General features: G+C 60.1%; 22 protein-coding genes. 9 read left to right on the top strand and 13 right to left on the bottom strand.

Translation table 11 applies throughout. From position 1 onward, the window contains the following. Positions 1 to 2: 2 nt before the first annotated feature. From AC3WJW_RS07360 to AC3WJW_RS07325, 8 genes are all read right to left on the bottom strand, one after another. On the bottom strand, positions 3 to 899 hold the full coding sequence (locus AC3WJW_RS07360; protein ID WP_493725601.1) for a peptidoglycan DD-metalloendopeptidase family protein: 897 nt from the start codon (positions 897 to 899) through the stop codon (positions 3 to 5). A 208-nt stretch (positions 900 to 1,107) separates the two neighbouring features. Then, the gene (locus AC3WJW_RS07355; RefSeq protein ID WP_493725600.1) at positions 1,108 to 2,010 is read right to left on the bottom strand and encodes a response regulator; all 903 of its coding nucleotides are present in this window, start codon (positions 2,008 to 2,010) and stop codon (positions 1,108 to 1,110) included. Positions 2,011 to 2,178: 168 nt separating this feature from the next. Continuing rightward, on the bottom strand, positions 2,179 to 2,940 hold the full coding sequence (phoU, locus tag AC3WJW_RS07350; protein WP_015097389.1) for a phosphate signaling complex protein PhoU: 762 nt from the start codon (positions 2,938 to 2,940) through the stop codon (positions 2,179 to 2,181). Positions 2,941 to 3,049: 109 nt separating this feature from the next. Beyond that, entirely contained in the window at positions 3,050 to 3,883 is an 834-nt protein-coding gene (gene pstB, locus AC3WJW_RS07345) for a phosphate ABC transporter ATP-binding protein PstB (RefSeq protein ID WP_015097390.1), read from the bottom strand. Positions 3,884 to 4,026: 143 nt separating this feature from the next. Continuing rightward, a complete protein-coding gene (gene pstA, locus AC3WJW_RS07340; protein WP_493725599.1) occupies positions 4,027 to 5,697 on the bottom strand; it encodes a phosphate ABC transporter permease PstA in 1,671 nt (556 codons plus the stop codon). A gap of 15 nt (positions 5,698 to 5,712) precedes the next feature. Then, positions 5,713 to 7,995: an ABC transporter permease subunit gene (locus AC3WJW_RS07335; protein WP_102700121.1), complete on the bottom strand. Its 2,283-nt coding sequence runs from the start codon at positions 7,993 to 7,995 to the stop codon at positions 5,713 to 5,715. 238 nt (positions 7,996 to 8,233) lie between these two features. Next, complete coding sequence (locus tag AC3WJW_RS07330; protein ID WP_116579776.1) at positions 8,234 to 9,235, bottom strand: phosphate ABC transporter substrate-binding protein PstS; 1,002 nt, start codon at positions 9,233 to 9,235, stop codon at positions 8,234 to 8,236. 258 nt (positions 9,236 to 9,493) lie between these two features. Next, positions 9,494 to 10,792, bottom strand: coding sequence for an MFS transporter (locus tag AC3WJW_RS07325; protein ID WP_493725598.1), 1,299 nt, complete (start codon positions 10,790 to 10,792; stop codon positions 9,494 to 9,496). 363 nt (positions 10,793 to 11,155) lie between these two features. Here AC3WJW_RS07325 and AC3WJW_RS07320 point away from each other — a divergent pair, with 363 nt between their 5' ends. Both AC3WJW_RS07320 and AC3WJW_RS07315 read left to right on the top strand, forming a co-directional pair. After that, positions 11,156 to 11,560, top strand: a complete 405-nt coding sequence (locus AC3WJW_RS07320; RefSeq protein ID WP_007942704.1) for an acyl-CoA thioesterase — start codon at positions 11,156 to 11,158, stop codon at positions 11,558 to 11,560. 68 nt (positions 11,561 to 11,628) lie between these two features. After that, a complete protein-coding gene (locus tag AC3WJW_RS07315; RefSeq protein ID WP_493725597.1) occupies positions 11,629 to 12,528 on the top strand; it encodes a D-hexose-6-phosphate mutarotase in 900 nt (299 codons plus the stop codon). 84 nt (positions 12,529 to 12,612) lie between these two features. On the opposite strand, the gene AC3WJW_RS07310 is transcribed toward AC3WJW_RS07315, so the two are convergent. The 4 genes from AC3WJW_RS07310 to purE all read right to left on the bottom strand — a co-directional run bounded on the left by AC3WJW_RS07310 (position 12,613) and on the right by purE (position 15,174). Further along, a complete protein-coding gene (locus AC3WJW_RS07310) occupies positions 12,613 to 13,149 on the bottom strand; it encodes a DUF3299 domain-containing protein (protein WP_493725596.1) in 537 nt (178 codons plus the stop codon). An 87-nt stretch (positions 13,150 to 13,236) separates the two neighbouring features. Next, positions 13,237 to 13,482 (bottom strand): GlsB/YeaQ/YmgE family stress response membrane protein, encoded by a 246-nt coding sequence (locus AC3WJW_RS07305; RefSeq protein WP_008030708.1) that lies wholly within the window; start codon positions 13,480 to 13,482, stop codon positions 13,237 to 13,239. 106 nt (positions 13,483 to 13,588) lie between these two features. Continuing rightward, positions 13,589 to 14,671, bottom strand: coding sequence for a 5-(carboxyamino)imidazole ribonucleotide synthase (locus AC3WJW_RS07300; protein ID WP_493725595.1), 1,083 nt, complete (start codon positions 14,669 to 14,671; stop codon positions 13,589 to 13,591). Between the two features lie 11 nt (positions 14,672 to 14,682). Then, positions 14,683 to 15,174: a 5-(carboxyamino)imidazole ribonucleotide mutase gene (gene purE, locus AC3WJW_RS07295; protein ID WP_007971731.1), complete on the bottom strand. Its 492-nt coding sequence runs from the start codon at positions 15,172 to 15,174 to the stop codon at positions 14,683 to 14,685. Positions 15,175 to 15,571: 397 nt separating this feature from the next. Here purE and AC3WJW_RS07290 point away from each other — a divergent pair, with 397 nt between their 5' ends. Further along, a complete protein-coding gene (locus AC3WJW_RS07290; RefSeq protein WP_493725594.1) occupies positions 15,572 to 16,162 on the top strand; it encodes a zinc metalloprotease in 591 nt (196 codons plus the stop codon). A 36-nt stretch (positions 16,163 to 16,198) separates the two neighbouring features. On the opposite strand, the gene AC3WJW_RS07285 is transcribed toward AC3WJW_RS07290, so the two are convergent. Further along, positions 16,199 to 17,110 carry a LysR substrate-binding domain-containing protein gene (locus AC3WJW_RS07285; protein ID WP_429367602.1) on the bottom strand — a complete coding sequence of 304 codons (912 nt, stop codon included), beginning with the start codon at positions 17,108 to 17,110 and terminating at the stop codon, positions 16,199 to 16,201. 180 nt (positions 17,111 to 17,290) lie between these two features. On the opposite strand from AC3WJW_RS07285, the gene aspA reads away from it, so the two are divergent. From aspA to AC3WJW_RS07255, 6 genes are all read left to right on the top strand, one after another. After that, positions 17,291 to 18,715 carry an aspartate ammonia-lyase gene (gene aspA / locus AC3WJW_RS07280; protein WP_003229645.1) on the top strand — a complete coding sequence of 475 codons (1,425 nt, stop codon included), beginning with the start codon at positions 17,291 to 17,293 and terminating at the stop codon, positions 18,713 to 18,715. 424 nt (positions 18,716 to 19,139) lie between these two features. Further along, positions 19,140 to 20,588 carry an alanine/glycine:cation symporter family protein gene (locus tag AC3WJW_RS07275; protein ID WP_493725593.1) on the top strand — a complete coding sequence of 483 codons (1,449 nt, stop codon included), beginning with the start codon at positions 19,140 to 19,142 and terminating at the stop codon, positions 20,586 to 20,588. 139 nt (positions 20,589 to 20,727) lie between these two features. Then, complete coding sequence (locus tag AC3WJW_RS07270) at positions 20,728 to 21,732, top strand: asparaginase (protein WP_493725592.1); 1,005 nt, start codon at positions 20,728 to 20,730, stop codon at positions 21,730 to 21,732. Positions 21,733 to 21,895: 163 nt separating this feature from the next. Then, entirely contained in the window at positions 21,896 to 22,888 is a 993-nt protein-coding gene (locus AC3WJW_RS07265; RefSeq protein ID WP_217836727.1) for an AraC family transcriptional regulator, read from the top strand. Between the two features lie 173 nt (positions 22,889 to 23,061). Next, a complete protein-coding gene (locus AC3WJW_RS07260; RefSeq protein ID WP_095964366.1) occupies positions 23,062 to 24,093 on the top strand; it encodes a histone deacetylase family protein in 1,032 nt (343 codons plus the stop codon). Positions 24,094 to 24,105: 12 nt separating this feature from the next. Then, the gene (locus tag AC3WJW_RS07255) at positions 24,106 to 25,206 is read left to right on the top strand and encodes a polyamine ABC transporter substrate-binding protein (protein ID WP_102701928.1); all 1,101 of its coding nucleotides are present in this window, start codon (positions 24,106 to 24,108) and stop codon (positions 25,204 to 25,206) included. Positions 25,207 to 25,251 lie beyond the last annotated feature (45 nt).

The following is a 25,251-nucleotide window of genomic DNA, read 5'->3' as shown; positions in this document are numbered from 1 at the left end:
TTTTATTGCTTGCCCAACGCAAAGTTGGGCAAAGCACCCACCGGCTGGTTGAACTGATACGGAATCGACACCAGCCCAAGCCCGGTATTGCGCTGCACCACGAAGTGCAAATGCGGCCCGGTGCTGTTGCCGGTGTTGCCGGACAACGCCAAAGCACTCCCTACCGTTACCCGCTGACCTTCCCGAACGCGGACCGAGCCCTTCTTCAGGTGCAGGTAAACACCCATGGTCCCGTCATCATGCAGTACCCGCACGAAATTGCCGGAAGCGTCGGTGCCGCGCCCACTCTGTCTGTTCTCGGTCTTCACCACCACCCCGCCTCGCGCGGCAATGATCGGCGTGCCCTCGGGCATCGCAATATCCATGGCGTAACGGTTCTTGGGACCAAAGTGGCTATAGGGCCCGTTGGCACCCTGACTGATCTGGAACGGGCCGCCACGCCAGGGCAACGGGTACCGATAGCCCACCGTGGGTCCTGAGGGGTCGCCCAGGGAATACTTGAACTTCGGGACGTACGCCAGCGGCCTTCCACCTTTGGCCGCCGTGAGCTGCGCCAGGCGAACGCTGCTGCGCAGCGGTATCACGCGCCGAATCGTCCTGCCCGGCACACCGCTGGCGTTCTTCACCCCGGCAAAACTCAATTCGACTTCTACCGGCGCATACAGGTCATTGCGTACATACACGCTGTGCACGCCGTTCTTCTTCGTGATGATGAGGCGCACCTGACGCTCAAGGTGCTCGACCATGCCATCGCGGAAAACGAGCACATGGGCGCCTTTGCTCGGGCGGTCGCTGTAGGAAACCACGCCATTGGCGTCTTTGGACTTGTAGATGGTCATGGCCACGGCTGAGGTGGCGACCATGAACAGGCCACAGAAAAACAGCAGGCGCATGAGCATGGGGAAGGATTCTGTCGAGTGGGAACTGAGATGGAGCCTAGCAGCTGCTATGGACCCGGGTAGTCGGCAGATGTTTCAGAAAAGGTGTTCAGCAGATTTGCGGTTACAGTGTCGGCCCCTTCGCGAGCAGGCTCGCTCCCACATGAGAACGCATTACAAATGTGGGAGCGAGCCTGCTCGCGAAAGCGGACTGTCAGGCGACCCTATATCAAGCGCCAGGAATGAAGTGCTTCTGCGCCGTCCCCCGCGCAATCAGGCGCGAGATGTAATCGAGCTTCTGCGCATCCTGATCGACAAAGCGGAAGGTCAATTGCAGCCAGTCGCTGTCGGGCTTCGGTTCGTGGGCCACGACGGCATGCAGATAGCCGTTGAGGCGGGCGATTTCGGCATTGTCGCCCTGCTCCAGGTCCAGCACGGCGCTGTCGAGGATCTGCGGCAGGGTCTCGGTGCGCTTGACCACCAACAGGGCCTCCTTGAGGCTCAGGGCCTTGATCACGCACTGCTGGATGCCGTTCGGCAAACGCAGCTGACCCTGGCCACGGCCGCTGGCAGGTGCCGAAGAGGCCGCAGGCGCCTTGACCGGCGGGCTGTTGAGCAAGCCTTTGGACGGTGCAGGTGAGGCTGTTGGCGTGGTGACAGGCGCCTTGCCAGCGGTCAGGGCTGAGAGGGAGTCGTTGGCGAATGCAGGGCTGGTTTTCGTCGCAGCTACGCTGATCAAGGCATCGAGTTTGCCGACCTTGTGCAGCGCCTGCTTGACCTTGGTAATCAGTTGTTCGTTGGTGAACGGCTTGCTGACATAACCGGATACCCCGGCCTGGATCGCCTGGACGACGTTCTCCTTGTCGCCACGGCTGGTCACCATCACGAAGGGCATGGCTTTGAGGCTGTCTTGCTCACGACACCAGGTCAGCAGTTCCAGGCCGGACATTTCCGGCATCTCCCAATCACACAGGACCAGGTCGAATGCTTCCTTGGCCAGCATGGCCTGGGCCTTTCTGCCGTTGATCGCGTCTTCGATCCGCATGCCCGGGAAATAATTGCGCAGGCACTTTTTCACCAAGTCACGAATGAACGACGCGTCGTCCACGACCAACACACTGACCTTACTCATCCACCACCCCTTTAAAAAATCCCGGCCAGCATACCGCCTTGCTGATGGCACATTGCCAAAAAACCTTCAGTCACGCCGGACTTTTCGTTCACGGGTGCTGCTTTTCGAATGCGTAGGCCACAAACAAAAACGCCCGGCCAACAGGCCGGGCGCTTTACTTGGGCAACCTTACTTATCGTCAGTTTTGCCCGGAACATTAGCGGTTTCGCCGGTTGTTCCTTCGACTTCTTCCTTCATGCGCTTGAGACCCAGGTGCCGCACGTCGGTGCCACGTACCAGGTAAATCACCAGCTCCGAGATATTGCGTGCGTGGTCGCCGATACGCTCCAGCGAACGCAGTACCCAGATAATGCTCAGAACCCGCGAGATAGAACGCGGATCTTCCATCATGTAGGTCGCCAGCTCACGCAGGGCGGTCTTGTATTCGCGGTCGATGATCTTGTCGTACTGCGCCACCGACAAGGCCAGTTCGGCATCAAAACGGGCAAAGGCGTCCAGTGCATCACGGACCATGTTGCGCACCTGGTCACCGATGTGGCGCACTTCGACGTAACCGCGCGGCGCTTCACCTTCTTCGCACAGCTGAATGGCGCGACGGGCGATCTTGGTCGCTTCGTCACCGATGCGCTCCAGGTCGATCACCGATTTGGAAATGCTGATGATCAGTCGCAGGTCGGACGCTGCCGGCTGACGACGGGCCAGAATGCGCAGGCATTCTTCGTCGATGTTGCGTTCCATCTGGTTGATCTGGTCGTCGATCTCGCGCACCTGCTGGGCCAGGCCGGAGTCGGCCTCGATCAGCGCGGTGACCGCATCGTTGACCTGCTTCTCGACCAGCCCGCCCATGGCCAGGAGGTGGCTGCGCACCTCCTCCAGTTCGGCGTTGAACTGCTGGGAGATGTGGTGTGTAAGGCCTTCCTTAGAAATCATGTTGTCTGCTCCGCAAAAGCTGTGAGCTGCAAGCTACAAGCTGCAAGCTGATGTGTTGTACCCGAACTGCCCTGACTTGCCGCTTGAAGCTTGCGGCTCGTAGCTGCTGCTAGCCGTAGCGACCGGTGATGTAGTCTTCGGTCTGCTTCTTCGCCGGATTGGTGAACAGGGTGTCGGTGTCGCCAAACTCCACCAGCTTGCCCATGTACATGAACGCGGTGTAGTCGGAAACCCGCGCCGCCTGCTGCATGTTGTGGGTCACGATGACGATGGTGAACTTGGATTTCAGTTCGTAGATCAGCTCTTCGACTTTCAGCGTGGAGATCGGGTCGAGTGCCGAGCAGGGTTCGTCGAGCAGCAACACTTCCGGCTCAACGGCGATGGTGCGGGCGATGACCAGACGCTGCTGCTGGCCACCGGACAGGCCCAGTGCCGACTCGTGCAGACGGTCCTTGACCTCATCCCACAGTGCCGCGCCTTTCAACGCCCACTCAACGGCCTCGTCGAGCACGCGCTTCTTGTTGATGCCCTGGATGCGCAGGCCGTAAACCACGTTTTCGTAGATGGTTTTCGGAAACGGGTTGGGCTTCTGGAACACCATGCCGACGCGACGACGCAGCTCGGCCACGTCTTCGCCCTTGCGGTAGATGTTGTTGCCGTACAGGTTGATCTCGCCTTCGACGCGGCAGCCATCCACCAGGTCGTTCATGCGGTTGAAGGTGCGCAGCAGCGTCGACTTGCCACAGCCGGACGGGCCGATGAAGGCGGTCACGCGCTGTTTCGGGATGTTCATGCTGACGTCGTACAGCGCTTGTTTCTCACCGTAGAACAGGCTCAGGCCCGGTACTTCGATGGCTACGGTTTCCTGCTCGAGGCTCAGGCTCTGTTTATCGCGACCCAGTGCCGACATGTTGATGCCGTGGGTATGTGCTTCGTGCTGCATGGGAGGCTCCCTGTGCTAACAAATTCGGTTCGTTTTTTGTGGGAGCGAGCCTGCTCGCGATTCAGGCACTGCGGTTTGACTCTGAAACCGCGGTGATGCCTTCGCGAGCAGGCTCGCTCCCACATAGAAATCAGTGCTGCAAATCAGCTGTCCAAAGCTTTGTACTTCTCGCGCAGGTGGTTACGGATGTACACCGCCGACAGGTTCAACGTGGCGATCACCAGCACCAGCAGCAGCGCCGTGGCGTACACCAGCGGTCGTGCGGCTTCGACGTTCGGGCTCTGGAAGCCGACGTCATAGATGTGGAAGCCCAGGTGCATGATCTTCTGGTCCAGGTGCAGGTACGGGTAGTTACCGTCAACCGGCAACGACGGCGCCAGTTTCACCACACCCACCAGCATCAGCGGCGCCACTTCACCCGCGGCGCGAGCCACGGCGAGGATCATGCCGGTCATCATCGCCGGGCTGGCCATCGGCAATACGATCTTCCACAAGGTTTCAGCCTTGGTCGCGCCGAGGGCCAACGAGCCTTCACGCACGGTGCGAGGAATCCGCGCCAGGCCTTCTTCAGTGGCCACGATCACCACCGGCACCGCCAGCAGTGCCAGGGTCAGCGAAGCCCAGAGCAGACCCGGCGTGCCGAAGGTCGGCGCCGGCAAGGCTTCCGGGAAGAACAGACGGTCGAGCGAGCCGCCCAGCACATAGACGAAGAAGCCCAGGCCGAACACCCCGTAAACGATGGCCGGAACACCGGCCAGGTTGTTCACCGCGATGCGGATCACCCGGGTCAGGGTGTTCTGCTTGGCGTATTCACGCAGGTATACCGCGGCCAGCACGCCGAACGGGGTCACGATCATCGCCATGATCAGGGTCATCATCACGGTGCCGAAAATGGCCGGGAAGATACCGCCCTCGGTGTTCGCTTCACGCGGGTCGTCGCTCAGGAACTCCCAGACCTTGCTGAAGTAGAAGCCGATCTTGGTGGTCGTGCTCATGGCGTTCGGCTGGTAGGCGTGAACCACTTTGCCGATGCCGATTTCGATTTCCTTACCGTTCGCGTCGCGGGCGGTCAGGCTGTCGCGGTTGAACTGCGCATGCAGATCGTTCAGGCGCGCTTCAACATCCTGATAGCGGGCATTGAGTTCGGCGCGCTCCGATTCCATGTCCGCTTGTGCGGTGGCGTCGAGCTTGCCATCCAGCTCCAGCTTGCGACCGTGCAAGCGGACGCGCTCGAGACCGGCGTTGATCGCGCCGATGTCGGTTTTTTCGAGGCTCTTGAGCTGTGCCGCCAGCTTGTTGACGCGGTCGACACGGGCTTGCAACTCAGGCCATGCGGCCTCGCCTTCAGCGACAACCTTGCCGTCCTGTTTGACGTTGACCAGGTAACCGTAGAAGTTGCCCCACTCACGCCGCTCGATCGCCATCAGCTCCGGTGGCGTCGTCTGGTTGGTCAGCCACTCGCCGACGACCCAGGTGAAGTCGTTGCCGTTCAGGTCACGGTTGCCGACCTTGATCAGCTCGCGGGTCATGAACTCCGGGCCGTCGTCAGGCACCGGCAGGCCGGCGCTCTTCAGACGGGCACGTGGCACTTCTTCCTTCTGTACGATTTCGCCGATCACCAGGTGATTGGCCTGGCCCGGTACGTCGTAACTGGCATGTACCAGGTCAGCCGGCCAGAAGTGACCCAGGCCGCGCACGGCAATCACTGCCAGCAGGCCAATGGTCATGATGACCGCGATGGACACCGCGCCACCGCTGATCCAGACGCCGGGGGCGCCGCTCTTGAACCATCCTTTCAGGGAGTTCTGTTTCACAGACTTCTACCTTTCTTAAAGCGACGAGTATTTCTTGCGCAGACGCTGACGAATCAGTTCTGCGAGGGTGTTCATGACGAAGGTGAACAACAGCAGCACCAGCGCCGAGAGGAACAGCACGCGGTAGTGGCTGCCGCCGACTTCCGACTCGGGCATTTCCACCGCAACGTTGGCCGCCAGGGTGCGCAGGCCTTCGAACAGGTTCATTTCCATGACCGGGGTGTTACCGGTGGCCATCAACACGATCATGGTTTCACCGACCGCACGGCCCATGCCGATCATCAGCGCCGAGAAGATGCCCGGGCTCGCGGTGAGGATCACCACGCGGGTCATGGTCTGCCACGGCGTGGCACCGAGGGCCAGGGAGCCCAGGGTCAGACCACGCGGCACGCTGAACACGGCGTCTTCGGCGATGGAGTAGATGTTCGGGATGACCGCGAAGCCCATGGCCAGGCCGACCACCAGGGCGTTGCGCTGGTCGTAGGTGATGCCCAGGTCGTGGGAGATCCACATGCGCATGTCGCCGCCGAAGAACCAGTTCTCCATGAACGGGCTCATGTACAGCGACAGCCAGCCCACAAACAGGATCACCGGAATCAGCAATGCACTTTCCCAGCCATCCGGGACTTTCAGGCGGATCGACTCAGGCAGGCGGCTGAAGGTGAAACCGGCGACCAGGATGCCGATCGGCAGCAGCATCAGCAGGCTGAAGATGCCCGGCAAGTGCCCTTCAACATAAGGTGCGAGGAACAGGCCGGCGAAGAAACCGAGGATCACCGTCGGCATCGCTTCCATCAGCTCGATCACCGGCTTGACCTTGCGGCGCATGCCCGGGGCCATGAAGTACGCGGTGTAGATTGCAGCGGCAACGGCCAGTGGAGCAGCCAGCAGCATGGCGTAGAACGCGGCTTTCAGAGTACCGAAGGTCAGCGGCGACAGGCTCAGCTTGGGTTCGAAGTCGGTGTTGGCGGCGGTCGATTGCCAGACGTATTTAGGCTCGTCGTAGTTCTCGTACCAGACCTTGCTCCACAACGCGCTCCACGAGACTTCCGGGTGCGGGTTGTCGAGCAGCAGCGGGTGCAACTTGCCGCCAGCTTCCACGATCACGCGGTTGGCACGCGGCGACAGACCGAAAATGCCCTGGCCTTCGGCAACCGACTCAACCAGCAAGGTGCGGTGGGCAGTGCTGTGGAACACGCCGAGCTTGCCGGAAGCGTCAAGGGCAATGAAGCCCTTGCGGCGTTCTTCGGCAGTGATTTCAACGATAGGCGTGGTGCCCATCTGGAAGGTGCGGATCTGCTTCAGGCGTTGCTCGCCATCCGGGTCGCGGGCCATGAACCACTGGGCCAGGCCACCTTTGGAATCGCCGATGATCAGCGAGATGCCGCCCACCAGCTGGGTGCTGGCAGTGACTTGCGCTTCACCGTCTTCAAGCAGTTTGTAGCGACCGTTGAGGCTCTTGTCGCGCAGGCTGAACACGTCGGCCTGGGCACGCCCGTTGATCACGTACAACCACTGCTGGCGCGGGTCGACGAAGATGTTCTTCACCGGCTCGGTCATCTGCGGCAGGTCGATGCGCTTCTGCTCGTTGGTGACTTCGCCGGTCATCATGTTCTCTTCGCTGGTCAGCGACAGAACATTGAGTTGCGAACCGGTGGAGCCAACCAGCATCAGGGTCGAATCGTTGGCGTTGAGGCTGACGTGCTCCAGCGCACCGCCAGCTTCGTTCACCGCGATTGGCGCTTCGCCATACGGGTACTCGACGGCCGGGGTGATGGTTTTCTTGCCTTCCGGATAGCTGACTTTATAGGTATGACGGAACACCAGGGCCTGGCCGTTGGACAGACCTACAGCCACCAGTGGATGACCTGGCTGGTCTTCACCGATGGAGGTCACGGTGGTGCCGGCCGGAACAGGCAAATCGACGCGCTTGAGTTCGGCGCCACTGTCGATGTCGAAGAACAATGCCTGGCCCTTGTCGGACACCCGCATCGCCACCTGATTCTGCTCTTCCAGGGAGATCATCAGCGGCTTGCCGGAATCCTGCATCCAGGCTGGAACGATCGCATCTTTCGCAGTCAGGCTGGCACCCTGGAACAACGGCGCAACCACGTAGGCGAGGAAAAAGAAGATCAGTGTGATGGCTGCCAGCACCGCCAGGCCGCCGATGAGGACGTACCAGCGGGTGAAGCGATCCTTGAGCGCGCGGATGCGACGCTTGCGTTGTAGCTCAGGCGTATTGAAGTCAATTCGCTTGGGGGGATTAGTAGTCATTGTGGAATTGGCCAGATCATTCATTCGCACACCCTAGCGATCCTGTATGACAGAAAGATGACAGTGCAGTGACGCAACAAATCCGCCGCCCGGAGGAACCGGCAGCGGATAGAGAATTTGGGGGTTGTGTAGGAGCTGTCGAGGGAACCGAGGCTGCGATCTTTTGATCTTGCAGTTGAGAAAAGCCAGATCAAAAGATCGCAGCCTCGCTCCGCTCGACAGCTCCTACACAGGAATCCGGGATTACCCCGGATTCAGGGTTTTACTTTTTTGCGACTTCAGCGCCGCCTTCCGCGAGACCCAGGTCAGCCAGAGCTTTGGCAGCTACTTTGGCTGGCAGTGGGATGTAGCCGTCTTTCACTACAACTTCCTGGCCCTGTTTCGACAGAACCAGTTTCACGAACTCGGCTTCCAGCGGGGCCAGAGGCTTGTTCGGGGCTTTGTTGACGTATACGTACAGGAAGCGGGACAGCGGGTACTTGCCGTTCAGGGCGTTTTCTTCGGTGTCTTCGATGAAGTCCTGGCTGCCTTTCTTGGCCAGAGCCACAGTCTTCACGCTAGCGGTCTTGTAGCCGATGCCCGAGTAACCGATGCCGTTCAGCGAGGAGCTGATCGACTGCACGACCGAAGCCGAACCTGGCTGCTCGTTCACGTTAGGCTTGTAGTCGCCTTTGCACAGGGCTTCTTCCTTGAAGTAGCCGTAGGTGCCGGATACCGAGTTACGACCGAACAGTTGAACCGGCTTGTTGGCCAGGTCGCCGGTCACGCCCAGGTCGCCCCAGGTTTTCACGTCGGTTTTAGCGCCGCACAGACGAGTGGACGAGAAGATCGCGTCGACCTGTTCCATGGTCAGGTGCTGGATCGGGTTGTCCTTGTGTACGAATACCGCCAGGGCGTCCACGGCAACCGGGATAGCGGTTGGCTTGTAGCCGTACTTCTGCTCGAAGGCAGCCAGTTCGGTGTCCTTCATCTTGCGGCTCATCGGGCCCAGGTTGGAGGTACCTTCAGTCAGCGCAGGTGGCGCAGTGGCGGAGCCAGCGGCCTGAATCTGGATGTTTACGTTCGGGTATTCTTTCTTGTAGTTCTCGGCCCAGAGGGTCATGAGGTTGGCCAGGGTGTCGGAACCAACGCTGGACAGGTTGCCCGACACACCAGTGGTCTTGGTGTAGCTCGGGATAGCAGGGTCAACAGCGGCAACCGCGTTGGCAGTCGCAACGCCAGCAGCGACAAAAGTCATTGCCGCCATCAAACGCTTCAGTTTCATGCCTTACTCCTAGCAGATAGGGTGTGTTAAGTCGGGGCCAAGTATCAGCAGGCCGTGTGAACACTCTATGGCTGAAATATGACAATTGGATGAAAGGCCAGTATTCCATCAGGAAGCCTGGCCTTTGGTGTGTAACTTCAGATGTATGTGATGCACAGATTGCCAAGATCGCAGCCTACGGCAGCTCCTACAAAAGCACGCATTCTCTGTAGGAGCTGCCGCAGGCTGCGATCTTCCGGCGCCAGCCGATACCTGTGGTTAGCGACCCTTCTTCCAGAGATACCCCCCCACCAGAATCCCGACCCCGCACAGCACCGCCACGTAGTAGGCCGGCCCCATCGGGCTTTCCTTGAGCAGCAGACTGACGATCATCGGCGTCAGACCACCGAAAATGGCGTAGGCCACGTTATAGGAGAACGACAGGCCACTGAAGCGCACCACTGGCGGGAACGCCTTCACCATCACGTACGGCACCGCACCGATGGTGCCGACCAACAGACCGGTCAGCGCGTACATCGGAAACAGCCAGTCGGGATGGTCAGCCAGGCTGTGGTAGAAGGTCCAGGAGCTGGCCAGCAACGCAGCGCAGCCCAGGACGAAGACTCGCCCCGCACCGAAGCGATCCGCCAGCGCGCCGGCAATGATGCAGCCAAAGCTCAGAAACACGATCGCCAGGCTGTTCGCCTGCAGGGACGTGGTTGGCGAGAAGTGATAGACCGTCTGCAACACGGTCGGGGTCATCAGGATCAACACCACGATGGCGGCCGACAGCAGCCAGGTCAGCAGCATCGAAATGGCGATGGCGCCACGATGGTCACGCAGCACCGCGCGCAGCGGCACCTCTTCGGCCAGGGCCTTGCGCTGTTGCAGCTCGGCGAACACCGGGGTTTCGTGCAGCCAGCGACGCAGATACACCGAGAACAGTCCGAACACGCCGCCCAGCAGGAACGGGATCCGCCAGGCGTAATCAGCTACTTCCACCGGGGTATAGAGGCTGTTGATCGCCGTAGCGACCAGCGAGCCAAGCAGGATGCCCGCCGTCAGACCGCTGGTCAGGGTGCCACAGGCGTAGCCGATATGACGCTGCGGCACGTGTTCGGAAACGAAGACCCACGCCCCCGGCACCTCACCGCCAATGGCCGCGCCCTGGATCACCCGCATCAGCAGCAACAGGATCGGTGCCCACATGCCGATCTGCGCATAGGTCGGCAACAACCCCATGATCAAGGTCGGCACGGCCATCATGAAGATGCTCAGGGTGAACATTTTCTTGCGGCCCAGCAGGTCGCCGAAATGCGCCATCACGATACCGCCCAACGGCCGTGCCAGGTAGCCGGCGGCGAAGATGCCGAAGGTCTGCATCAGGCGTAGCCACTCAGGCATGTCCGCCGGGAAGAACAGCTTGCCCACCACCGTGGCGAAGAACACGAAGATGATGAAGTCGTAGAACTCCAGCGCGCCACCCAGGGCAGACAGCGATAAAGTCTTGTAGTCGCTGCGAGTCAGCGGACGTGCGGGTTGTTCTGGCTGCGCGATGCTCGAGGGCGCTGTGGTCATGGCAAGGGCTTCTCTTATAGTCGGATCTGCAACCTCAACAACGCTGGTTGAGGTCTGGGCAGGTCCGGCACGATAGCAAATTGTTCGAAAAAGCACATAGAGGTGCGTTTTTGACGGTCAAAATGAGAACCGGACGGTCGTCGCGGAGTCTACCGACCGATATACTCGCAGCCTTGCTCCGGTTTTTGAGGGTTGCTGTGCGAAAACGCCTGTCAGGTTCATAGGCGATTTCGCAGAGTTTCCCTTTAGGCGCCTTATGGAAAACGTGACGAACGTAGTATGTTCGGTGCTGAATCGTTTTTCCCGAAGACGGCTACCACCAGCAATACCAACGAAGAGTCACGGGTCAGAGGCACCCCCGGCATGATAGAGCTCGAACAAGAAGATCCGATCCCGCAAGGCGACCTGGCCCTGCAAATCACCGCACTCCCTCGCGAAACCAACGGCTTTGGCGACATTTTCGGCGGCTGGCTGGTGGCGCAGATGGATTTGGCAGGCACTGCGATGGCCAGCAAGGTCGCCGGCGGGCGCGTTGCCACCGTTGCCATCGACCGCATGGCATTTCTGGTTCCGGTGGCGGTAGGCGCTCAGCTTTCCTTTTATACCCAGGCCCTGGAAATCGGCCGCAGCTCGATCAAGATGATGGTCGAGGTCTGGAGCGACGATCCACTGTCCAGCGAGTGGCGTAAAGTAACCGAAGCGGTGTTTGTGTTCGTTGCCATCGACGGCAGTGGCCGCACCCGTTCGGTTCCGCCCAGGGCTCGATAAAGAGTTTCTAAACCTGGAAGCCGTTTTGCGGTCGATAGTCGTCCACGTTACTGATCGAGAGCTGTCCCATGAGCACGCCCAATGTTGAAGCCGTAAAACTGGATGAACTGAACTGCTGGCGCATCCGCCACGGTCAGGCCGAATTACTGGTGGCCCAGCAAGGTGCGCACATCCTCAGCTATCAGCTGGCCGGCCAGCCGCCGCTGATCTGGCTCAACGACGAGGCCGTATTCAAGACCGGCAAGAGCATCCGTGCCGGCGTGCCGGTGTGCTGGCCGTGGTTCGGCGTCTTCGACCGCAACCCGCAAAGTGTCAAGGCGATGCGTGTCAGCAATGACGCGCCGTCGGCTCACGGCTTCGTGCGAGCGATGGATTGGGAACTGGGTGGCATCGAAGCCGAAGGCGAAAGCCTGAAGGTCGAATTCCTCCTGCCCTACCCCGAAGGCGGCTTTCCCGGCTGGCCGCACCAGGTGGATTTGACCCTGACCATTCGCCTCGACGAACAATTGCACATCCAGCTGACCAGCCACAACCGGGGCACAGATACCGTCAGCATCAGCCAGGCGCTGCACAGTTACTTTGCCGTCAGCGATGTGCGCGAGGTGCACGTCGAAGGTGTGGACGGCCTCAGCTACATCGAAACCCTGGACAACTGGAAAACCGTCACCCAGACCGGGGATCTGCATTTTACCGGCGAGACCGACCGCATCTACCTCGACGCCCCGCCACAGTTGAGCATCGTCGATCCAGCCTGGGAACGGCGCATCGTGTTGACCAGCAGCGGATCGCGCACGGCGGTGATCTGGAACCCGTGGATCGACCGCGCCGCTGCGTTCAGCGACATGGCCGACGACGGTTGGCAGCGCATGCTGTGCATCGAGACGGCGAACGTGATGGGCGATGTGGTGACGCTCGCAGCAGGTGCGAGCCACACCTTGGGTGTCAGCATCGGTAGCAAACCGCTTTAAGATCAAAAGATCGCAGCCTTCGGCAGCTCCTACAGGGATCGGTGTAGGAGCTGCCGAAGGCTGCGATCTTTTTGCTTCACTCGATTACAGATCCGACTCCTGCACCACCCTCACCTTCGCCGCATCCAACGCATACGCCGCATCCGCCAGGTCATTGCTGACCTTCTCGATCTTCAGCGTGCCGGTCACCCACAGCGGCGTATAGATATCATCCAGCTTCAAGCCCTTGGGATAACGCACCAGCACCAGTTGATTGGGTGGCGGTGGCGGCACGTGGATGCAGGCACCCGGGTACGGCACCAGGAAGAACAACGTACTGCGGCCCTTGGCATCGGACTCCAACGGTACCGGATAACCTCCGATACGGATGTCCTTGTCATTCATCGACGCTACGGTCTTGGTCGAATACATCACCGCGGGCAAACCCTTGCTCTGCTTCATGCCACCTTTTTCAGTGAAGGTGCCATTGGCTTCCGGGGAGTCGTGGTCGATTTCGGGCATGGCCTCGAGGGCCTTCTGGTCCGACTTGGGCATCAATTCGAGCCAGTCGGTCTCCGGCAGTTCGCCGGCATGGGCAAGGCCCGTACCCAGTAAAACAAGAGTCAGCAAAAGACGGCGCATGAAAGTGCTCGGCAATGGGAAGAACAGGAAACGCCGAGCATTCTAGCCCTCCCGACCGGCCTGGCAGAGAGGGCTTTGTCGCCTGGATCAGTTCTTTTTGATCAATCCGTAGATCACCAGCAACACAACGGCGCCCACCAGCGCCCCGATGAAGCCTGCACCTTGGCCAGCCTGATAGATACCCAGGGCCTGACCGCCATAGGTGGCCGCCAGCGAACCGCCGATACCGAGCAGGATCGTCATGATCCAGCCCATGCTGTCATCGCCCGGTTTCAGGAACCGAGCCAGCAGGCCGACGATCAAGCCGATAAAGATGGTTCCGATAATTCCCATGGCATTCTCCTCTCAATGAAGTAGCTATCCGAAAGCCTAGCCAGACTTTCGCAACCTGCCATGAGAGAACGGCGCAACCCGAAGGTTCCGCCATTGCCAGAGAAAACTATTCGGCGATCAGTGCTTGAACCTTGAGAATCTGGGTCGCCAGTGTCTCGCGGTCTGCACAACGCAGGTTGGCGTGACCGACCTTGCGACCGACCTTGAACGCCTTGCCATAGTGATGCAGATGGCAGTCGGCGATGCTCAGGACCTTCTCGGTCTCTGGCACTTTGCCGATGAAGTTGAGCATCGCGCTTTCGCCGACCTTGGCCGTCGATCCCAACGGCAGACCGGCAACGGCCCGCAGGTGGTTTTCGAACTGGCTGCACTCGGCGCCTTCGGTGGTCCAGTGCCCGGAATTGTGCACTCGCGGGGCGATTTCGTTGGCCTTGAGGCCACCGTCGACTTCGAAGAACTCGAACGCCATCACGCCGACGTAATCCAGCTGTTTGAGCACACGGCTGGAGTAGTCTTCGGCCAGGGCTTGCAACGGGTGATCGTTGCTGGCCACGGACAGCTTGAGGATGCCGCTTTCGTGGGTGTTGTGTACCAGCGGGTAGAAGCGGGTTTCACCGTCGCGGGCACGCACTGCGATCAGCGAGACTTCACCGGTGAACGGCACGAAGCCTTCCAGCAGGCAGGCCACGCTGCCCAGCTCGGCGAAGGTGCCGACCACATCTTCAGGGGTGCGCAGGACTTTCTGGCCCTTGCCGTCGTAACCCAGGGTACGGGTCTTGAGCACCGCCGGCAGGCCGATGGAGGCCACAGCGGCGTCCAGGTCGGCCTGGGACTGGATGTCAGCGAACGCCGGGGTAGGAATCCCCAGGTCCTTGAACATGCTCTTCTCGAACCAGCGGTCGCGGGCGATGCGCAAGGCTTCGGCGCTCGGGTAGACCGGGACGAATTGCGAGAGGAACGCGACGGTTTCCGCCGGAACGCTTTCGAACTCGAAGGTCACCAGATCGACTTCATCGGCCAGCTGGCGCAGGTGATCCTGATCGCCGTAGTCGGCTCGCAGGTGTTCGCCCAACGCGGCTGCGCAAGCATCCGGCGCCGGGTCCAGAAAAGCGAAGTTCATGCCCAGCGGAGTACCCGCCAACGCCAACATGCGACCCAACTGGCCGCCACCGATTACACCGATCTTCATCGTCAACAACCTCAGGCGATGCGTGGGTCTGGATTTTCCAGGACGCTGTCTGTCTGCTCAGCACGGAAGGTTTTCAGCACCGCATGGAACTGCGGGTGCTTGGCGCCAAGGATACTCGCCGACAGCAGCGCTGCGTTGATCGCACCGGCCTTGCCGATGGCCAGGGTGGCAACCGGAATGCCTGCCGGCATCTGCACAATGGAAAGCAGCGAATCAACGCCCGACAGCATTGCGGACTGAACGGGTACGCCCAGCACCGGCAAGTGGGTCTTGGCTGCACACATGCCTGGCAAGTGGGCCGCGCCACCGGCACCGGCGATGATCACCTCGATGCCCCGTGCTTCGGCCTCTTCGGCGTACTGGAACAGCAGGTCCGGGGTGCGGTGGGCAGAAACCACTTTCACCTCGTAAGGGATGCCGAGCTTTTCCAGCATATCGGCGGTGTGGCTAAGGGTGGACCAATCGGACTTGGAGCCCATGATCACGCCAACCAGTGCACTCATCGTCGTGCCTCTTCTCTCTGGGCGCCCGCAGGCGCATCAAAAAACAACAAGCCACGCAGGATGCGTGGCTTGATTGTACGAATTATGGCCAGTCGTAACCGGCCGAAGGCCGCGCAGTATACCTCAATGAAGCAGATAAACAGCCCCCGTGGCGACCATCTGTCATGCCATCGAAAAACCCATACTTCTTGACCATAAAGTCAACCATTACATCCCTGCATATCGCGGAGTGCTTTATTCTTTACTTCAACAAAGTTCGTAAACTTTCACAACCTTTAGTTGCCGACCTATTAAGCTTATAAAACATCAAAAAACAAACCACGACTAGTTAAAAATATCTAAAAAGCTTAGATTCAAGTGGCAGGAAGAATTAAATTAAACAGGGAGTTTAATAGAAATGAAAAAATCCATCACCATAATGGTTATTATTCATAGCGACCTACAGAATTATCAAAAGAACAAATTATACGCCGATTATTTTGCCTGGCTGAAAACCGAACTTGAGCTCATCTCTGGGCGTGAAGTCGTGATTTCAATGTATCACCAGGACGAGGCTCCGCATCTGGCAAATTACAGTTACAAGAACGAGGATAGTTCGGTAGCACTGCAAGGCTGGATAAATGTGTTACACGACTTGTACTCGAAAATTTCCAATAGGGATCGTGATGAAGCGAATCTCACCAAATTTCTCTTGCTTACCCGAGACAGCATCAACGTAAAGTTAGGCGGACTTCTCGGCGGGTTAGGCGGAATAGCCATGGTCAAAGGTCACTGTGCAATTGCGTCGATCTTCTCTTACCGAGTTCCCGCACATGAAATTGGTCATATGTTTGGCGCAACCCACGAAGACGGTGAGGTGATCTATGACGGATGGTGGCATGACACTATCATGCTCGCCGATGATTTCTCCACAGTACGTGGAAACGTTTACCGCTTCAGCGACAAAAACAGGGAAAATATTCGCGAATATCTCAATCGCTTTCCATAAGTTCAGGTTGCCTTGGGAAAGTTGCCACAAACATTCTCACGAAGCCGAGCCCGCCGCCCCACCTTCCAACTTGCGCCACAACAACCGCACATTAGCCTTGCGCACCAGTGCGCAGCGGTACAAGCGAATCTCCAGCGGCACATGCCACTGCGGACCGCCGCAGACCACCAGTTCACCGCGCGCCAGTTCGGCGCGCACACTGAGTTGCGGCACCCAGGCAATGCCCAGGCCTTCCAGGGCCATGCTTTTCAGGCTGTCGGCCATGGCGGTTTCGTAGATCGTGGTGAAGCGCAGCGCCCGTTGGCGCAGCAGCATGTTCACCGAGCGGCCGAGAAATGCCCCGGCGCTATACGCCAGCAGCGGTACGCTGGCTTCGCCTTCCAGATCGAACAGCGGTTTGCCGTCGGCGTCCGCCGCGCAGACCGGCAGCATTTCGGTGTGGCCAAGGTGCAGGGAGGGGAAGATTTCCGGGTCCATCTGCATCGCAGCGTCCGGATCGTAGAAGGCCAGCATCAGATCGCAACCGCCTTCGCGCAAGGCATGCACCGCGTCGCCGACGTTGGTCGCCACCAGTCGCGTGGCGATGTTCAAGCCTTCGTTGCGCAACTGCGCAATCCACCGCGGAAAGAAACCGAGCGCCAGCGAGTGTGCGGCCGCTACCTGCATCACTTCGCCCTGCCCGCCTTCCAGATGATGCAGATGGCGCAATACTTCGCCGAGTTGCTCGACCACGGTGCGTGCCGTGACCAGAAACAATTGTCCCGCCGCCGTCAGTTCGATCGGCGTGCGCGAGCGGTTGACCAGGGTCAGCCCCAGCGCCGCCTCCAGGCTGCGGATTCGCCGGCTGAACGCCGGTTGCGTCACGAAGCGCCGTTCGGCTGCCTGGGAGAAGCTGCGGGTGGCAGCCAGGGCACTAAAGTCCTCCAGCCATTTGCTTTCCAGATTCATCACGTCCTCCCGGACACGCACCAATTTAGGTCACACGCTCGCCGTCCAGCCGGCGTCACACGGGCATTATGCCGAATATGCATAGGCTAGTGTTTAACAGCATTGGCCCAAAATTCTGCACAAGCCTAGCATTCACAGCGTTCCGGCACAGCCCGGGTCCATATTGAGATGATTTCTATCATGTCCTCCGCTGCATCATTCCGCACAGAAAATGACCTGCTTGGCGCCCTCGAAGTACCGGCTCAAGCGTATTACGGTATCCAGACCCTGCGAGCGGTGAACAACTTCCGCCTTTCGGGTGTTCCGATTTCGCACTACCCGAAACTGGTTGTCGGTCTGGCCATGGTCAAACAGGCCGCTGCTGACGCCAACCGTGAGCTGGGTCACCTGAGCGAAGCCAAGCACGCTGCCATCAGCGAAGCCTGTGCACGTTTGATCCGCGGCGACTTCCACGAAGAGTTCGTGGTGGACATGATTCAAGGCGGCGCCGGCACTTCGACCAACATGAATGCCAACGAAGTGATCGCCAACATCGCGCTGGAGGCCATGGGTCACCAAAAAGGCGAATACCAGTACCTGCACCCGAACGACGACGTGAACATGGCGCAGTCGACCAACGACGCCTACCCGACGGCGATCCGTCTGGGTCTGTTGCTCGGTCACGACGCCCTGCTCGCCAGCCTCGACAGCCTGATTCAAGCGTTCGCGGCCAAGGGTGAAGAATTCAACCACGTCCTGAAGATGGGTCGTACCCAACTGCAAGACGCCGTGCCGATGACCCTGGGTCAGGAATTCCGTGCGTTCGCCACCACCATGGGCGAAGACCTGGCCCGTCTGAAGACGCTGGCCCCGGAACTGCTGACTGAAGTGAACCTGGGCGGCACCGCGATCGGCACCGGTATCAACGCCGATCCGCGCTATCAGGCCTTGGCTGTACAGCGCCTGGCCCTGATCAGCGGTCAGCCGCTGGTTCCGGCAGCCGACCTGATCGAAGCCACCTCCGACATGGGCGCCTTCGTGCTGTTCTCCGGCATGCTCAAGCGTACCGCGGTCAAGCTGTCGAAGATCTGCAACGACCTGCGCCTGCTGTCCAGCGGCCCACGCACCGGCATCAACGAAATCAACCTGCCAGCGCGTCAGCCAGGCAGCTCGATCATGCCAGGCAAGGTCAACCCGGTTATTCCGGAAGCCGTTAACCAGGTGGCCTTCCAGGTCATCGGTAACGATCTGGCGCTGACCATGGCGGCCGAAGGCGGCCAGCTGCAACTGAACGTGATGGAGCCGCTGATCGCTTTCAAGATCCTCGATTCGATCCGCCTGCTGCAACGCGCCATGGACATGCTGCGCGAACACTGCATCGTCGGCATCACCGCCAACGAAGCCCGCTGCCGTGAACTGGTCGAACACTCGATCGGTCTGGTCACCGCACTGAACCCGTACATCGGCTACAAAAACGCCACCCGCATCGCCCGTATCGCCCTCGAAAGCGGCCGCGGCGTGCTGGAACTGGTGCGCGAAGAAGGTCTGCTCGACGAAGCCATGCTCGCCGACATCCTGCGCCCGGAAAACATGATTGCTCCGCGTCTGGTGCCCCTGAAGGCCTAACCCGTCGCGTTACTTGTAGCACCGCTCACCAGGTCGAGGGACTAGACACCTCTCACCTTTTGAGGGCTTGGAGATCATTCTCCAGGCCCTTTTTTTTAACCGGCGGAAAAGATCGCAGCCTGCGGCAGCTCCTACATTTGAAATGCGGCCCCCTGTAGGAGCTGCCGAAGGCTGCGATCTTTTGATCTTGCACCACAACCGTGCAGACGGACGGCACTGTCATCGGTATAGTGCCGCCCCTCTTCGCGTGAGCGGTCGTCGGTAGCGAGACCACAACCCATGCGAAACCCGAACTAATAACAAACCCGCGATATGAAACCGGGACGAACTTCGAACCGCCCGTTGTGCCGTGCGCCCACCGGTGTAACTCGATGTGTCTGCCCGGCACGCATTTGCCAACACAAAAAACAGCGAGGAATAATCCATGCTCGAAGTCATTAACGACTTCCTCTCAGGGAAAGTACTGATCGTGCTCATTGTCGGGCTCGGTAGCTACTTCACGATCCGCTCGCGTTTCGTTCAACTGCGTCACTTCTTCCACATGTTCGCGGTGTTCCGCGACAGCCTCAAAAGCAGCGCCGGGCAACTCAGTTCATTCCAGGCTCTGATGCTCAGCCTCGCCGGCCGCGTCGGTGCGGGCAACATTGCCGGGGTCGGCATCGCCGTGACCCTTGGCGGCCCCGGTGCGGTGTTCTGGATGTGGGTGACCGCACTGGTCGGCATGTCCAGCAGCTTCTTCGAATGCTCCCTCGGTCAGCTGTACAAACGCACCGACTCCGACGGTACCTTCCGAGGCGGCCCGTCCTACTACATCCAGCACGGCCTGCAGAAACGCTGGCTGGGCATGCTCATGGCATTCCTGTTGCTGGTGACGTTCGGCTTCGCCTTCAACGGCCTGCAAGCACACGCCGTGACGCATTCGCTGAACAACGCGTTCGGCCTCGACACCACTTACACCGGCATCGGTCTGGCCGTGCTGCTGGGCCTGGTGTTCATCGGCGGGATCAAGCGCATCGCCAAGGTCGCCGACCTGCTGGTACCGGTGAAAACCCTGGTGTACATCGGCGTGACCATCTACGTGATCGTGCTGCAATTCGACCAGGTGCCGGGCATGCTGATGACCATCGTCAAGAGCGCCTTCGGTCTGGACCAGGCCTTCGGCGGCCTGATCGGCAGCGCCATCGTCATGGGCGTAAAACGTGGCGTGTTCGCCAACGAAGCAGGCCTGGGCAGTGCGCCTAACGTGGCGGCTGTGGCAGCGGTCGAACACCCGGTGGCGCAAGGCGTGGTTCAAGCGTTCAGCGTGTTCCTCGACACCTTCGTGATCTGCACCTGCACCGCATTGCTGATCCTGCTTTCGGGCTTCTACACCCCGGGCTTCGAAGGCGACGGCATTGCCCTGACCCAGAACTCCCTGGCCGCCGTGGTCGGTGACTGGGGCCGAATGTTCATCTCCGTGGCCCTGGCGTTGTTCGTGTTCACCTCGATCCTCTACAACTACTACCTGGGCGAGAGCAACCTGCGTTTTCTGATCGGCGAAAACCGCAAGGCGCTGATGGGCTATCGCGCGCTGGTACTGGTGCTGATCTTCTGGGGCGCCATCGAAAACCTCGGTACCGTATTTGCCTTCGCCGACATCACCATGACCATGCTCGCGTTCGTCAACCTGATCGCGCTGTTCCTGCTGTTCAAGGTCGGCATGCGCATCCTGCGTGACTACGATGACCAGCGCGCCGCTGGCATCAAGACTCCAGTGTTCGACTCCGCGAAGTTCCCGGACCTGGATCTGGATCGCCAGGCATGGCCGGCCAACCCGCCAGCCGCCGCTCAGAATCAGGCTGAGCCGCAAGGTGTGACCGCAGCGCAACGCTGATCGGTTAAAGTGCACAATCCCTTGTGGGAGCGAGCCTGCTCGCGAATGCGGACTGACATTCGAAATTGATGTCGACTGACACACCGCTTTCGCGAGCAGGCTCGCTCCCACAGGAACTCACCGTTCTCGGAGCACCTCCATGAATTCGTCGACCTACCCTGCCGCCCAGCACGTCATGGTGCTCTACACCGGTGGCACCATCGGCATGCAGGCCAGTGCCCACGGCCTTGCACCGGCGTCCGGTTTTGAAGCGCGGATGCGCGAATACCTGCACAGCCAGCCCGAACTTGTCGTGCCGCAGTGGCGTTTTCGCGAGATGTCGCCGCTGATCGACAGCGCCAACATGACCCCGGCGTACTGGCAGCAGTTGCGTGAAGCGGTGGTCGATGCGGTGGATGTTCAGGGCTGCGACAGTGTGCTGATCCTGCATGGCACCGACACGCTGGCCTACAGTGCCGCCGCCATGAGCTTCCAGTTGCTCGGCCTGCATGCCCGCGTGTGTTTTACCGGATCCATGCTGCCGGCTGGTGTCACCGATAGCGACGCCTGGGAGAACCTCGGCGGCGCGCTGGTTGCACTGGGCCAGGGCCTCGCGCCGGGCGTGCATCTGTACTTCCACGGCGAACTGCTGGACCCGACCCGTTGCGCCAAGGTCCGCAGTTTTGGCCGTCATCCGTTCAAGCGCCTGGAGCGACAGGGCGGTGGTGTGAAAGCCACTTCGCTGCCAACAGCGTTGAACTACAACCAGGCAAAACAACTGGCGAAGGTTGCCGTGTTGCCGCTGTTCCCCGGCATCGGTGCCGAGATCCTCGATGGCCTGCTCGACAGCGGCATTCAAGGTCTGGTGCTGGAGTGCTACGGCAGCGGCACCGGGCCGAGCGACAACCCGGAGTTCCTCGCCAGCCTCGGCCGTGCTCGGGATAACGGCGTGGTCGTGGTCGCGGTGACGCAATGCCACGAAGGCGGGGTTGAACTGGACGTCTATGAGGCCGGCAGTCGCTTGCGCGGTGTCGGTGTGCTGTCCGGTGGCGGCATGACCCGTGAAGCGGCATTCGGTAAGTTGCATGCACTGCTGGGCGCAGGGCTTGAAACGGACGAAGTCCGTCGGCTTGTCGAACTCGACCTTTGCGGCGAGCTCATCTGACGCCCTCGTCCTCCCTGTGGGAGCGAGCCTGCTCGCGATAGCGGTCTTCCATTCACATTGATGTGACTGACCCACCGTCATCGCGAGCAGGCTCGCTCCCACAGGTACTTCACCCGGCATGTAACTTGCTGCCTTCCAGCCATCCCCAAGGCTGGAAGTCCTCATGCTCCACTCCCACCTCACCACCCTCAATGCCGTCTCCCTGGTACTCGATGCCTTCAAGGCACAAGGTTTGTCCAGCGAAGCGCTGCTGGCCGGCAGCGGCATCAGTGCGGCGGATCTGAACCGGGCCGACACGCGCATCACCACCAATCAAGAGATGCAGGTCTGTGCCAACGCCGTTGCCCTCAAGCGCGACATCGGCCTGGAACTGGGTCGGCGGATGCACGTTTCCTGCTACGGCATGCTCGGTTACGCCCTGCTCACCAGTGCCACCTTCGGTGACGCATTGCGCCTGGCGATACGCTATCCGGCGCTGCTGGGAACACTTTTCGAGCTGAGCCTGGAGGACGACGGCGAGCGCATCTGGTTCGCCGCCGCCGATTACCGCGAGAGCCCGGCCATGGCGGTATTCAACGCCGAGTTCTGCCTCGTATCGCTGAAAGTCACCTGCGACGACCTGCTTGGCCATCCCCTGCCCTTGCTCGGAGCGCGCTTCGAACATGCCGCGCCCGACTACGAAACGAGCTACGCCGAGCACTTCAACTGCCCGCTGGATTTCGGCGCGCGCAACAATGCCTTCGCCTTCGACAAACGCTGGCTCGACCAGCCGTTGCCGCTGGCCGATGTCATCACCCATCAAGCCATGGCCGAGCGCTGCCGCAAACAGAACATCGAGTTCACCGGGCGTCAGGCATGGCTCGGACGGATCCGCCAATTGCTCAGTGCGCAATTGAATGCGGCGCCGGGGCTGGAGGGCCTGGCCGAGCAGATGAATTGCTCGGCGCGAACCTTGCGTCGGCATCTCAAGGACATGGGTTGCAGCTATCAGGAGCTGCTCGACGAACTGCGCTTCGAGCAGGCCAAGCAAATGCTGTGCGAGGATCAATTGCCGATCTACCAGATTGCCGAGGCGCTGGGCTTCAGCGAGACCGCGAGCTTTCGCCATGCGTTCGTGCGCTGGAGCGGTGTGGCGCCGAGCCAGTTCCGACCTTGATCGCAGCCTTTGTAGGAGCTGCCGAAGGCTGCGATCTTTTGATATTCAAAGGGGCGAATTTCGGTCAAATGTTTTGGCCATATCAATCCCCTTTTGGCCTTTCCTGCCGTTCTCCGAAATCGTCCGTGCCGCAAGACTGTGTTCAACCGAATCAGCCTGCGGAGAACAACAAAATGTTGACGATCTACTCGAACGATCACCACCTGCACCACGGCCGTTGTGAATTGATAGACGGGCAACTCAAGCCCTGCTTCGAAATGCCTTCGCGCGCCGACCACGTGCTGGCACGGGTGCAAAATCAAAATCTCGGCCCTGTCGAAGCGCCGAAGGATTTCGGCCTCGGACCGATCGAACGCATTCACAGCCGCGACTACCTCGACTTCTTCAAAGGCGCCTGGGCACGCTGGACCGAGTTCAACACCGACGGTGACTTGCTGCCCTACACCTGGCCGGCCCGCACCCTGCGCCGGATCAAACCCACTAGCCTGCATGGCGAACTCGGTTACTACAGCTTCGATGGCGGCGCCCCGATCACCGCCGGTACGTGGCAGGCGGCGTATAGCGCAGCGCAAGTCGCCCTCACCGCCCAGGCGGAAATCCAGCGCGGCGCCCGTTCGGCCTTCGCCCTGTGCCGTCCACCGGGACACCACGCCGCCAGCGATTTGATGGGGGGGTATTGCTACCTCAATAACGCGGCCATTGCCGCCCAGGCCTTCCTCGATCAAGGCCACAAAAAGGTCGCGATCCTCGACGTCGATTACCACCATGGCAACGGCACCCAGTCGATCTTCTACGAGCGCAGCGACGTGCTGTTCACCTCGATCCATGGCCACCCGGAAGCCGAGTTTCCGTTCTTCCTCGGCTATGAAGACGAATTGGGCGAAGGCCCCGGCGAGGGCTTCAACTTCAACTATCCTCTGGCCGCGGGTTCGGGCTGGGACACTTGGAGCGCGGCGCTGGAACAGGCCTGCAAAGAGATCGAAAGCTACGGCGCCGACATCGTCGTGGTCTCCCTGGGGGTCGACACGTTCAAGGACGACCCTATCTCGCAATTCAAACTCGACAGCCCGGATTACCTGGCCATGGGCAAGCGCATTGCGGCGCTCGGCAAACCGACGCTGTTCGTGATGGAAGGCGGCTACGCGGTAGAAGAAATCGGCATCAACGCCGTGAACGTTCTCGAAGGTTTCGAAAGCGCCCAATGAGGAATTAGAACAATGACAAGACTCAAGCGTTTGATCGTTCCAGCCCTGGGCGCCCTGGTGCTCAGTGGCGTTGCCCATGCTGAAGAACGAACGTTGCGTGTCTACAACTGGTTCGACTACATCACCCCCAAGGCTCTGGAAGACTTCAAGGCCCAGAACAGCCAGACCAAACTGGTCTACGACATTTTCGACACCAACGAAGCACTGGAAGCCAAGTTGCTGACCGGCAACTCCGGCTACGACGTGGTGGTGCCGTCCAACGTGTTCCTCGCCAAGCAGATCGAAGCCGGCGTGTTCCAGCCACTGGACCGCAGCAAGTTGCCGAACTGGAACCACCTCGATCCCAAGCTGATGAAGCTGATCGAAGCCAACGACCCGGGCAACAAGTTCGCCGTGCCGTACATGTACGGGACCATCCTGATCGGCTTCAATCCGGACAAGGTCAAGGCCGTGCTCGGCGACAACGCGCCAGTGGACAGCTGGGACCTGATCTTCAAGGAAGAGAACATCAGCAAGCTCAAGCAGTGCGGCGTCGCCCTGCTCGACTCGCCCTCGGAGATCTTGCCGCTGGCCCTGCAACACCTCGGCCTCGATCCCAACAGCAAGAAGCCTGCGGACTACGACAAGGCTGAAGCGCTGCTGATGAAGATCCGCCCGTACATCACCTACTTCCACTCATCGAAGTACATGGCCGACATTGCCAACGGTGACATCTGCGTCGCGGTCGGTTATTCCGGCAGCTTCTCGCAAGCCGCCAACCGCGCCAAGGAAGCCAAGAACGGTGTGATCGTCGACATGCGCTTGCCGAAGGAAGGCGCGCCGATCTGGTTCGACATGCTCGCAATACCCAAGGGCGCGAAGAACCCGGAAGACGCCTACACCTTCATCAACTACCTGCTGCAACCCCAAGTGATTGCGCCGGTCAGTGACTTCGTCGGCTACCCGAACCCGAACAAGGACGCCACGGAACTGGTCGACCCGGCGATCCGCAACAACCCGAACCTGTACCCGACCGACACGGCAATGAGCACGCTCTACACCCTGCAACCGTTGCCGCGCGATGCCGAACGTGCGCGGACCCGGGCCTGGACCAAGATCAAGTCCGGTACCTGACTACCGCGTCGTCCCGTCATCATCAAGACCTGCGTTTACGCAGGT

Source organism: Pseudomonas sp. GW821-FHT07G06, from assembly GCF_058986625.1.
This window is presented reverse-complemented; position numbering and strand designations above follow the sequence as displayed.